The following is an 11,965-nucleotide window of genomic DNA, read 5'->3' on the forward strand; positions in this document are numbered from 1 at the left end:
TACAATAATACTGTTATCGCTTTCAGTCAATAGATATTATCACATTTTGTTAACTTCCTTGTTAACTTTGTATTAACTTAGACATAATTCATCAAAATATGTGGTTTAATTAGAGTTTGATAGATAAGTTTGGAGAATTAATCATGCCAACGAGGGCTTTCTGGAGCTTATAGCATTCTAATCCATAAAACGATAGCCGGAACATTGCAATAACAAGCATAATATGCCATACACAAGGTCTGCTACAATATTTGTAACATCCCCCAAAACTAACACACAAAGAAGCCCTTAAGATGTCAATTCATCTTAAGGGCTTCTCCATTAAACTTAGTTTTCTTCTATTTCTTTACGGTTTTTCTTAAATAGCTTCGATAATAATTCATAAACAATAGGGACAATAATCAACGTTAATAGGGTGGAGCTTGTTAAACCACCAATAACGGTAACGCCTAGGCCTTTCGAAATTAAACCGCCACCGCCAGAACCAATTGCTAACGGAATTAATGCACCAATCGTTGCAATAGCTGTCATTAGAATTGGTCTCAGACGTGTTGATCCTGCTTCAAGAATCGCTTCTCGGAGTCCCATGCCGGAGTGCTCCATACGAATAATCCGGTCTACAAGTACAATCGCATTCGTAACCACGATACCAATTAACATTAATAGACCCATTAAAACAGAAACAGAGATGGTTTCACCCGCTATGAGCAGCCCAATTAATGATCCGATTACCGTAAATGGTAATGAAAACAGGATTGCAAATGGCGCCAGACCTTCGCCAAACGTTACAACTAAGATAAAGTATACAATCAAGATTGCCGCCAACATTGCTACACCAAGCTGTGTAAATGTCTCAGTCATATCTGCAGCAACTCCGCCAACACCAACTGATACACCCTTAGGTAACTCTAAATCCTCAATTGCTTTATCTACTTCAGATGTAGCTTTTGATATATCATCATCAAGGATTGTACCTGAAACCGTTGCGTAATATTCTCCTTTACTACGTGCAAGGGTATTTAACGTTGTACCTTCTTCCACTTTTACAAGCTCGGAAAGCGGCATTGTTGTGCCAAGTGCTGTTGGTATTTCTGTTGCTAGTAGTTCATCAATTGACTTAGGTTGTTTCGCTTCTTCCTGCTGGACAACGACATCCAATGTGTCACCGTCTTTTTCAACTGTTGTAATCACTTCTGGTGTCGAGGATGTCCTTAGCATTCCAACAATTTGTCCTGCTGTTAACCCATACTGTAGTAACTCATCTTGATCTACATTAAATGTATACTCAACATATGCGTCTTCAGTACTAGAGGAAACATCTTTTAATCCATCATTCTCTTTCATCACATCTTCTACCATTTTCACAGATTCATTTAGTTTATCTAAATCTTCACTGTAAAAAGTATACTCGAGTTCATCGGTAGACATCGACATACTTGAGAAGTCTTGGCTCTTCCATTCGCCTGATTGACCAATGTTAAACACATAATCCTCAATTTCCTCACGTGCTTCTGGGAAATTTTCCATGTCTGGGTCAAAGATTAGGAACATTAATCCACCATTTCCTCCTCCGCCCATCATTGCTGCCATTGGATCGCCATTATCGGTAACAGATAATTGAACAATATCAATGTCTTCACGTTTTAATAATTCTTTTTCTACTTCTTCAATATTTTTTAATGTCTCTTCCTTTAACTCACCGGCTTCTGGCGTATACGTAAGATACATCACCTTTTCTTCTTCACTACCTAGGAAGCTGAAACCAATCAATGGTGTTAAAGCCAGACTACCAACTAATAATATAATAGCTGCAAGTGATGTAATTATTTTATGATTTAGTGCCCAGTTAAGGATACCTTTGTACCAATTAGCTAACTTACCAGCTTCTTTATGACTGTGTTCTGTTCTTTCGCTATACAACTTTTTCTTAAATAAGAAGTGAGATAGTGCTGGAACAATGGTAATCGCAACAATTAAGGAAGCCGCCAGTGCAAACGTCATTGTTAATGCAAATGGCATGAACAATTCCCCTACCATACCACCAACAAAGATAAGTGGTGCGAATACCGCAACCGTTACAAGTGTAGAGGATAGGATTGGTTTGAACATTTGAATGGTCGATTCACGAATTAATGCACGACCTGTTAATTTCTCACCCTTCAAGTGCAATCGCCGGTAAATATTCTCAACTACAACAATAGAGTCATCGATAACACGACCGATTGCAACCGTCATCGCCCCTAGTGTCATAATATTTAATGTCATATCTAACCAGTTAAGTAGAAGTAAAGCCATTAAAATCGAAACTGGAATAGATACAATGGAAATAATAGTAGATTTAAAATCACGCAAGAATAAAAGAATAATTAAGATGGCGATTAATCCACCGAATAATGCCTTTTCAACCATCGTAAATACCGAGTCCTCAATCGGTTCTCCTTGGTCAAGTGATATATCGATTTCGAGACCATCTATCTTTTCCTGCTCTTCTTTTATTAAATCTTTTACATCGTTCACAACATTAACCGTATTTGCTTGTTGTCCTTTGACAATTTGTATTGCAATGGCATCTTCCCCATTTGTACGTGAAATTGATTGTACTTTACCAACTTCCTTAACTGTAGCTATATCGCTAAGCTTCACAAATGGTGATGGATTTGTTTCCGATGGTGTTACTGGGATTTGCATTTCCTTTAACTCATCAACTGTCATGAACTTGCCGTCAATAGATACAGCTTGTTCCCCTTCTTCAAATTCATATAGCCCTAGGGAAACATCTAAATTACTTGCCTGGATCATTTGTTCGACATCATCTTCAGTTAAATCAAGTTCTTCCATCTTGGCTTTATCATAAGCAAGCTCGACTTCTTCAATATGTTGACCTGTAATGGTGGCAGATGCAACACCGTCGATCTTCTCGATTTTTGGAAGAAGAATGTCCTCTACTGTCGATGTTAATTCAACAATATCTTCATCCTGACTACTAACACTTAATGCAACAACTGGCATCATATTCATACTAATGGCTGAAATGGTTGGCTCCTCTGCATCTTCCGGCAAGGATACTGAATCTAATGCTGCTTCCAATGCACGCTTGGCCTCATCCATATCAACACCATAATCATATTCCACTTGAATATTGGCCATGTTAGAATAAGAGTTAGAATAAACAGCTTTCACGTCCTCCAAACCTTCTACAGCCTTTTCTAAAGGGATGGAGATATCTTCCATTACCTGTTCAGGGGTTGCTCCAGGATATACATCCGCGACCATTAAAAAAGGGATGGAGATATCCGGGATGGTCTCCATTTTCATACGTGTTCCTGAATAAATACCAGAAACTGTTATAATGATGGTTAGCAACCATACTGCTAGTTTATTTTTTAAAACAAAATTGACTAAACCTTTCACACTTTCACCTACCTAAATTGACTTATGAATTCTATTTATCTATACTAATGACTAAACGGTCATCTGTCAATCATAAAAGCAGGAGAAGATTATATGAGTAAAAAACAGTTAATTATGGATAAAGCATTAGAACTCTTTGCTAAACAAGGTTTCGAAGCTACTTCTGTTCAGCAGATAACAGATTACTGCGATATTTCAAAAGGTGCCTTTTACCTATCATTCAAGTCAAAAGATGAACTGATTATTGCGTTAATCGATCACTTTATGGAAGCAATTACATCTGATATTGACTATATAGTCAAGACAACAAAAAACGAAGAGCTTTTGTATTCATTTTACTACATGAACTTTCAATTTCTTCATAAACATTCAGATTTTGCTAAAGTTTTCATTAAAGAGCAAACTCATTCTTTAAATGAAGATCTACTTGTAAAGATGCGTTATTACAACGCATTAATTGATAACACCATTTTATTGATGATTGAACGATTATTCGGGGAGAAGGTTACCGATACAAAATATGATCTTATGTATTGTATTAAAAGTTTTATGGGGATGTATTCCGAGTTGTTTTTCTTTAATAGCACCACATTAGATTTGGATTTAGATTTACTAGCACATTCACTCGTAGAAAAAACAAATTTACTAGCAAAACATATAAGTATCCCATTTGTCACAAAAGAGCTTTTCCAAGTTTCTAGTCAAACGTTAAATTTAGAAATGAAACGGGAACAACTACTTGACTTACTGGAGCAAAAAATAAATGAAATGGATGAACCGATCATAAAGGAGTCGTTAATACTTATAAAGCAGCAGCTACTTCATCACAATTTAAGTCCAGCTATTATAAGTGGATTACTTGAAAACATACAAAAGCATCCACATTGTAAATGGATTTCTTATTTACTGCGTAATTATTTTCAAGTCGAAGCTAAATATTACTTCAATTGAGTAAGAGGGGGTGACTAACCGCCGACCTCTTACACCACCGTACGTACGGTTCCGTATACGGCGGTTTCATTTAAGTCCGACGCATGGTCTGATATCGCTTGGATAGACTCTTTAAACCTTGCCCCATAATTAAAGTATGGACATCAAAGGATAAGGTTGAAAGCGAATACCATCTAAAGACGGTGGAGTTACTTTCAACTTTCAACATTTTTATTCCCTCCCTTCCACAAACGAAATAACCAAAAGGTAACCATTATTTAATAAAAGGTATGTATAATTATATTTTCTTTATAAAATATTTCCAAAGTAACAAAAAAGTAATACAACATCTTACCATTTCCGGTTGATTGGCATGAATATTAAAAACAAAAAAAGTAAGCATTTCTGCTTACTTTTCCGTTATAACTACTTCAATATTATTTTCTTTGGCATAACGAACATATTTCTCCGGTATACTATCAGAGATTAAGTAGTTGATTTCATTTAATTGACAGTATGTCGTTAGCGCCGCTTTATCAAATTTACTGGAATCCACTAATAAAAAGTTTTCCGCACTTTCTCGAACAACGGTACTCTTTAATCCACTTTCTAAAGGAAGCGCATTCGTAACTCCATTCTTAATGGTAATTCCAGTAGACGCAATAAATGCCTTCGTAATATTATAAGACGTAATTAATTCGTCATTCTCAGCACTAGTAAACGAATTTTTTTTGCGTTCTAGCATTCCACCAGTGGAAAACACGCTTAAATTATTATAAGGGAGCGCCATAATAATAAAATCTACATTATTTGTAATAACCGTTAATTCCTTCTCTTTGATAAACTCCACCATTTCCACTGTAGTGGTACCGGAATCTATAAAAATGATGTCTCCATCTTGAACAAATTCAGCTGCTGCTTTTGCGATTGACTGCTTTTGCTTATGATTCCGAATTTGTCTATCTACAGATGGAACTGTTGATGCAGACTTATCTACGGAAACACCGCCATATACTTTCTTGAAATTTCCCCCCTCAATCAGATCATTCACATCTCTCCTGATTGTATTTTTAGATACCTTAAATTTTTCAACTAATTCGTCCAGGGAAACACTTCCTCGTTCAACGATATATTCCTCGATTAAATCCAAACGTTTTGTTTTTAACACATACACTCATTCCTTTTTTATAATCTTCATTATCATACACTAATTTTTAACAAGTAACCAAATAACATAAGAAGTTTATAACCGTGATTGATATATATAATTTCATTAAGAGAAGAAGTTGGTTAACTAATGATTCTATTTTAACATTGATACCGCTTACAAACAATACCTTTTATACTTCGCTTATTAGATTGGTAAGCTGTTTATATATTTTTCCTATAAATTAGAGTTGATTATATAATGATATCCCCATCAAACGAAGCAATTCGCAAAAGAAATTCGTGGTACAGATTTTGAAAAAGTGTTGATTATTCCTATCGATGTTTCAAAGTTCTTCAAAGGGCTGTGATTTTAAATTACTTTGGTGAAACTATAGAACCTGCCCTCACTTTCTTGGTCAGCCAAACCGGTATGAAATTTTTTATTGATAAATGCGAATCAGTATGTTATTTTTCTATTTTATACTCAATGCCAGATTGCATCAATGCAGATTAAGAATCGAGTGAAAACCTACTTTTGAATCAAGAAAATGGTGCCTGTTTTCTAATAAACTTGGTTAAATGCTACTTGTAAAAACTTCCATATTACGGTAGGTGTATTAAAGTTACCCAAAATCTTGAAAAAAGTATTTGACATTGTACGCTTATCCATAAAATAACAATAGATTAAGAACTACAATATTAACAAATGCTGAAAAAGATATAGACAAAAAAATAAAAAATGGTTTATGTGAGAGGGTTGTTATTAAGAAATTAAGAAACAGATATAGATTATCGTTGAGGTAAAAAAGTCCCTACACGAAGTATAATAAAGGGGTTGAAAAATTTGATTGTTTTCCTCGTGCAGTAAGGCAAATTGGTCTGCAGAGATAGTGACTAGTTACAATAAAAGAAATTGCTACGCATCTGTATATTGATACAACATCAAGGTAAAGTAAACCTGCCTTTGGGGGAACTGGCCGATGTAAATATTATGCTTATTTAATTACATCGGCAAAATTAACATACTAAATTTTAATGATTATTAATTGAACCTCTCAATAAAAGGAAAATTACCGATTGAATTCATTGCGAAATTGTATAAAATACGGAACATTAACGAAAAATGATATTTATTATGGGATAGATTTCTGATCTTCTTTATTCGTCTGTTTCTATCTAAATATCTTTCATAGCTGTATACCGAAAGAGTAAATAGTCTGTTTATTATATATTTCATCTTTATGTAATACAATGGTAGGCAAAGTTTCATGGTGTAAGGAAGCAGGGGGACCTTGTGTTTCAAAGCAAATACCTAAATATTTTCTAGATGGGCCATTATCCAATTCAATACCTTTTTCCAAATTATTGGCCGTATACATCACCATTCCAGGATGGTTAGTCTCTATATTCAGAATTCGACCGCTGGACTCTTCAATAATCTTTATTTTTCCTATTTGATTTTTATCAAATAAAAAATAGTGATCATAACCATTGCCAACCACTTTATTTTGTTTAAAATCAGAGTTTATTCCTTCATTTAATGTTCTTCCTTGTATAAAATCGAACGTTGTATTCTGTGTATTTAATATTTCCCCGGTTGGGGTCAATTCATTATTAAGTTCTAAATAGTAAGGACTATTCACTGTTACAAAGTGATGCTGAATTAGGTTTTTTAAATTTCCCGATAGATTAAAATAGGTATGATTGGTTAACGTAAAAGGGGTGGCTTTATCTGTTGTAGCCGAATAATCAATAATAAGTTGGTTATTATTATTTAACATATATGTTACGGTAACACACACATTACCGGGATACCCATTTTCTCCATCTTTACTAATATAAAATAGCTTTACTCCTATTTCCGTTGCCGTTTCAAATGGAACTGCATCCCAGAGGACACGATGGAACCCATTACTTCCACTATGTAAATGGTTGGCTCCATCATTTGGTTCTAATTCATATTTGTTCCCATCAAGCTCAAAATATGCTTTCTTAATTCTTCCAGCCACTCTCCCAATTATAGCCCCAAAGAAGTTGGAGGAGTCCGTTTTGTAGTCTTGGTAATTTTTATATCCTAGAACAACATTTTCAAAATTCCCATGTTTATCGGGAACAAGAATTTTGGTAATGATTCCACCAAAGTTCAAAATATGTACTTCCATATTATTATTATTTTGTAACACAAAAGTGATCCACTTTCCATCTAGCTTATTACTTTTAATTTGCATATAATCATCTCCAGTAATCAATTATAGTTTAAATACTATTAATGTTACTTAATATCGGACCTAACTTTACAGATATAGATTTCCGAGAAAATAATCCTTTCCGAAGCATGATGAGTATAGTGTTCTCTTTGAAGTGAAGCGTAAATTATAAAAGGGGGGATCATCAGAAAAATACCGGCGTTGTAAATACGCTTTTCCTGACGGTCCCCCATAAGAAACTAAATCGAAAGTTTGTAAAAATAATTTAAACCTCTATCCAAATTTTATTATTTGCTGATTCTTCAACTGCATCTAAGACCTTTTGATTTATTAGTCCATCTTTAAAATTAGGCTCTGTTTGATAATTATCTACTATTCCATTTAAGAATTCGTAAATTAAATGGATAAACGTGTGTTCATAGCCAATAATATGTCCTGCAGGCCAATAGGCAGAAGTGTATGGATGTATTTCCTCTGTACAATTAATTAACCGAAAACCTTGAAGTCCTGGTTCATCATCAGCGAAATAAACTTCTAGATTATTCATGTTCTCCATATCCCATTTTATGGACCCTTTTTCACCGTTAATTTCAAATGTATTCTTGTTACGATTCCCACCAGCAAATCTAGTTGCTTCAAATGTACCAATAGCTCCATTCTCGAATCTAGCAAGAAAAGCAACGGCATCATCTACAGTTACGGTTCCCTTTAAACTGTTATTTGCCTTACCACCTAGTCCTCCAGACAATTCTGCAATCGGACGTTCCTTAATGAATGTCTCCATCATTGATACAACTTCCTTTATTTCACCAACAAGAAAGCGTGCCAAATCAATACTATGTGCGCCTATATCTCCTAATGTCCCTGAGCCCGATACTTCTTTTTTCAGACGCCAAACCAAAGGAAATTCTGGATCTAAAATAAAATCCTGTAGATAATTTGCGCGAAAATGGTATATCTTCCCTAATCGTCCTTCTTCGATTAATTTTTTCGTTAACTGAACAGCAGGAACGAATCGATAATTATGGCAAATCATATGATGTACATTATTTTTTTGAACAGCTTCATACATTCTCTCTGCTTCTTCAACTGTTAATGCAAGTGGCTTTTCCGTTATGATATGCTTTCCCGCTTCCGCTGCTGCAATAGCAATTTCAGAGTGTGTATGATTTGGTGTTACAATGTCAATGACATCGATATCTTTACGCTCTATAATTTTACGCCAATCCGTCTCATAAGATTCCCAACCATATTTCTCTGCTGCTTCTATTACGGCTTGTTCATTTCTTCCAGCAATCGCCTTCATAACAGGCTTCATTTTTGAATTAAAAAAAAACGGTAAATCTCTATATGCATGGCTATGTGCCTTACCCATAAACTGGTAACCGATCATCCCAATTCTAATTTCTTTTTGACTTACGCCCACCACATTTCACCAACCTTTTCTTTAATTAATGCACCTCTTAAAAATGTAGAACTTTTATCAAATCCCTCTTCTACTGACATTAGACTGTCTTCATGTTCGATGCTAATTGTTCCTTCGTACCCTACCAACTGAAGCGTGCTTATTATTTTTCTCCACATTTGTTCTCCATGTCCATAACCAACTGTTCGAAAGATCCATGAACGATTAATTTCATCACTATATGGTTTGACATCAAGCACACCATTAACTGCCGTATTTTGGTGATCAATTCCTGTATCTTTTGCATGAAAATGATATAGTGCATCATTTTTAGCAATTTCTTTAATACAAATGATTGGATCCATGTTTTGCCAGAATAGGTGACTCGGATCAAAATTCACTCCAATGTTGTTTCCGCACTCTTTACGTAGCCGTAACGCAGTTTCATTATTATAAACAACAAACCCAGGATGAGGTTCAATTGCAACTCGCACCCCATGTTGGGATAAAAAATTACTTTGTTCAGTCCAATATGGAATAACTTTCTCTTTCCATTGCCATTCAAGTACTTTTGGATGGTCTTCTGGCCATGCACTTGTTACCCAGACCGGGAAATGGGAGAATTCGGATTCCCCTGGACATCCGGAAAACGTTACAACCGTATCTACTCCAAGCTTTTCAGCTAATCGAACAGTATTTTGAAATTGCTCATGATGTTTATTAGCAACTTCAGGATTTGGATGAAGTGGGTTGCCGTGACAGCTCAATGCGCTGATTTCAAGCCCGTGATCTTCAATTACCTTTTTAAATTTCTCTAATTTATCGTTATTGTTTAGTAATTCTTCTGGTTTACAATGTGCATCACCAGGATATCCACCTGTTCCAATTTCAATGGAATCAAGTCCTCTCTCAGCAATAGTACCCAATACTTCTTCAAACTGTTTATCACCAAATAATACTGTAAAAACTCCCAATTTCATATTCTATAATCTCTCCTTTTAAATTAATAGTTTTCTAATAAAAATTGATAGGATGGAAGTGGTTTAGGCTGCTCACATGTACTATTTAAACTATAAGCTTGGTTATCTACGGAGGCGTCTAAAAATCCTTGCATGACATCGAGTACATGGTAGGCTAGTTCCCCGCTTGCCCGCGGTTTCTCATTGTTTAATATAGCAAAAGCCATATCCGCAATCCCTAATCCCCTACTATTTTCAATAAATGCATTAATTAGAGGAATTTCCCTCCAATTTTCTTGATCATGTCTTCTAATTAGAACAGGCCCATCAAAGGTATTTGGATCTGGAACCGCCAGGCTTCCTTCTGTCCCGTAAATCTCAATAAAAGGAAGTCGATGATGCCAAACATCAAAGCTAGTAATTATAGAGGCAATTGCGCCGCTTTCAAAATCAATTACACCATTTATTTGGGTTGGTGTATTTACTTGAATTTTCTCTCCATACCGAGGATTGCTCGTTATTGTTCTTTCTGGAAAAGTAATTCGACTTGAACTGTTAACTTTTCGTATCGGACCTAGTAAAGAGATTAGTGCTGTAAGGTAATATGGCCCCATATCAAACATTGGGCCTGCGCCTTTTTGATAATAGAAATCAGGATTTGGATGCCATCTTTCGTGGCCATGATTCATCATAAAGGCAGTGGCCGAAACAGGAGCACCAATCCAACCATCATCAATTAATTTTCTACATGTTTGTAATCCCCCACCTAAGAAAGTATCAGGTGCACCACCAACTACCAATTTTTTCTCCTTTGCTAATTTTAGTATTTCCCTTCCCTCTTCACGAGTAATAGCAAAAGGCTTTTCTCCATACACATGTTTGCCCGCTTGAAGAGCGGCAGTTGCAATCTTTGCATGAACATTTGGAGTTGTTAAATTTATGATTATATCAATGGTTTCATTTTCTAATAACTCTTCAGGAAGACATGCTAACGGAATATTAAATTCCTTTGCTCTATCTTCAGCTCTAGTAATATCAATGTCTGCACAAGCAATAATATTGAACGTTTTAAATTTCTTTACATTTTCCATATAGATAGAACTAATATTTCCACATCCAATGACACCAGCTTTAATTGGCTCCATAATCTTACCTCCATTAGAAATATACTTATCTACTTGCCCATAAAAATCCATTTCTCATTAGTTGAATAACTTCAGGCATTCTAACAATCTCTGCCACATGACCTAAAGAACAATAATAAACTTTTCCTTTTCCCCACATTTTGGTCCAAACAACTGGCACTTCGACTTCTCCATTAACTTTGTATGGACCTTCAGCAATTGGGAATTTTGTTGTCGCATGAACCTTTACTGCTGGATCAACATGCATGTAATATTGCTCAGAAATAACCGTAAAATCTTTTATCCCTTGCGTTACTGGACAATCTCGGTCAATAATATTGACTTGATAGCTAATACCGTCATTCCCTGGATGCGCTACCCACTGTCCACCTACCATAAATTGATAATCTGTCTCCCATCGGAAAGAATCACCCATCCCCCCGTGTAATCCAGCTAACCCAGTTCCATTAGCTACAGCTTCTATAAGAGGTTGTAACTGTTCTTTTTTAATAGTCCCTTGTGTCCAATTTGGAACGATAAGATCATATTCATTTAAATTTCCTTCTTCTAAAGTCTGCAATGTATCAGTTAGTCTTACTTCAAAATTCTCTTCAGAAAGGATATCTTTTAAAATGTGTGCTACTTGCTCTGGCTCGTGTCCTTCCCAACCACCATAAAAAATTAAGGCCTTTTTCATAGACTCATCACCCCTACAATTGTTTGAATATTGCTTTATTCAATTCTTAATTAAAGATCATTTCTAGTTTTCATATAAATCAT

At 35.4% G+C, this 11,965-nt stretch carries 9 protein-coding genes; 1 reads left to right on the forward strand and 8 read right to left on the reverse strand.

All coding sequences use genetic code 11. The features are described from left to right. Nucleotides 1-327: 327 nt before the first annotated feature. Nucleotides 328-3,411 carry an efflux RND transporter permease subunit gene (locus MHI02_RS15665; RefSeq protein ID WP_047184120.1) on the reverse strand — a complete coding sequence of 1,028 codons (3,084 nt, stop codon included), beginning with the start codon at nucleotides 3,409-3,411 and terminating at the stop codon, nucleotides 328-330. A 93-nt stretch (nucleotides 3,412-3,504) separates the two neighbouring features. Here MHI02_RS15665 and MHI02_RS15670 point away from each other — a divergent pair, with 93 nt between their 5' ends. Beyond that, nucleotides 3,505-4,362 carry a TetR/AcrR family transcriptional regulator gene (locus tag MHI02_RS15670; RefSeq protein ID WP_047184121.1) on the forward strand — a complete coding sequence of 286 codons (858 nt, stop codon included), beginning with the start codon at nucleotides 3,505-3,507 and terminating at the stop codon, nucleotides 4,360-4,362. 70 nt (nucleotides 4,363-4,432) lie between these two features. Here the strand turns inward: MHI02_RS15670 and MHI02_RS15675 are convergent, their stop codons facing one another. The 7 genes from MHI02_RS15675 to MHI02_RS15705 form a co-directional block, all read right to left on the reverse strand. Beyond that, nucleotides 4,433-4,570 carry a hypothetical protein gene (locus MHI02_RS15675; RefSeq protein WP_157851561.1) on the reverse strand — a complete coding sequence of 46 codons (138 nt, stop codon included), beginning with the start codon at nucleotides 4,568-4,570 and terminating at the stop codon, nucleotides 4,433-4,435. Nucleotides 4,571-4,750: 180 nt separating this feature from the next. Beyond that, on the reverse strand, nucleotides 4,751-5,509 hold the full coding sequence (locus MHI02_RS15680) for a DeoR/GlpR family DNA-binding transcription regulator (RefSeq protein WP_047184122.1): 759 nt from the start codon (nucleotides 5,507-5,509) through the stop codon (nucleotides 4,751-4,753). A 1,168-nt stretch (nucleotides 5,510-6,677) separates the two neighbouring features. After that, complete coding sequence (locus MHI02_RS15685) at nucleotides 6,678-7,718, reverse strand: aldose epimerase family protein (RefSeq protein WP_047184123.1); 1,041 nt, start codon at nucleotides 7,716-7,718, stop codon at nucleotides 6,678-6,680. Nucleotides 7,719-7,962: 244 nt separating this feature from the next. Continuing rightward, a complete protein-coding gene (locus tag MHI02_RS15690) occupies nucleotides 7,963-9,090 on the reverse strand; it encodes a Gfo/Idh/MocA family protein (RefSeq protein WP_047184199.1) in 1,128 nt (375 codons plus the stop codon). A 23-nt stretch (nucleotides 9,091-9,113) separates the two neighbouring features. Then, the gene (locus MHI02_RS15695) at nucleotides 9,114-10,082 is read right to left on the reverse strand and encodes a sugar phosphate isomerase/epimerase family protein (RefSeq protein WP_047184124.1); all 969 of its coding nucleotides are present in this window, start codon (nucleotides 10,080-10,082) and stop codon (nucleotides 9,114-9,116) included. 23 nt (nucleotides 10,083-10,105) lie between these two features. Next, nucleotides 10,106-11,206 carry a Gfo/Idh/MocA family protein gene (locus MHI02_RS15700; protein WP_341166046.1) on the reverse strand — a complete coding sequence of 367 codons (1,101 nt, stop codon included), beginning with the start codon at nucleotides 11,204-11,206 and terminating at the stop codon, nucleotides 10,106-10,108. Nucleotides 11,207-11,231: 25 nt separating this feature from the next. Continuing rightward, nucleotides 11,232-11,882 (reverse strand): ThuA domain-containing protein, encoded by a 651-nt coding sequence (locus MHI02_RS15705; RefSeq protein ID WP_047184125.1) that lies wholly within the window; start codon nucleotides 11,880-11,882, stop codon nucleotides 11,232-11,234. Between the last annotated feature and the right edge of the window lie 83 nt (nucleotides 11,883-11,965).

Source organism: Oceanobacillus sp. FSL K6-0118 (assembly GCF_038006665.1).
Lineage (GTDB): Bacteria > Bacillota > Bacilli > Bacillales > Amphibacillaceae > Oceanobacillus > Oceanobacillus caeni.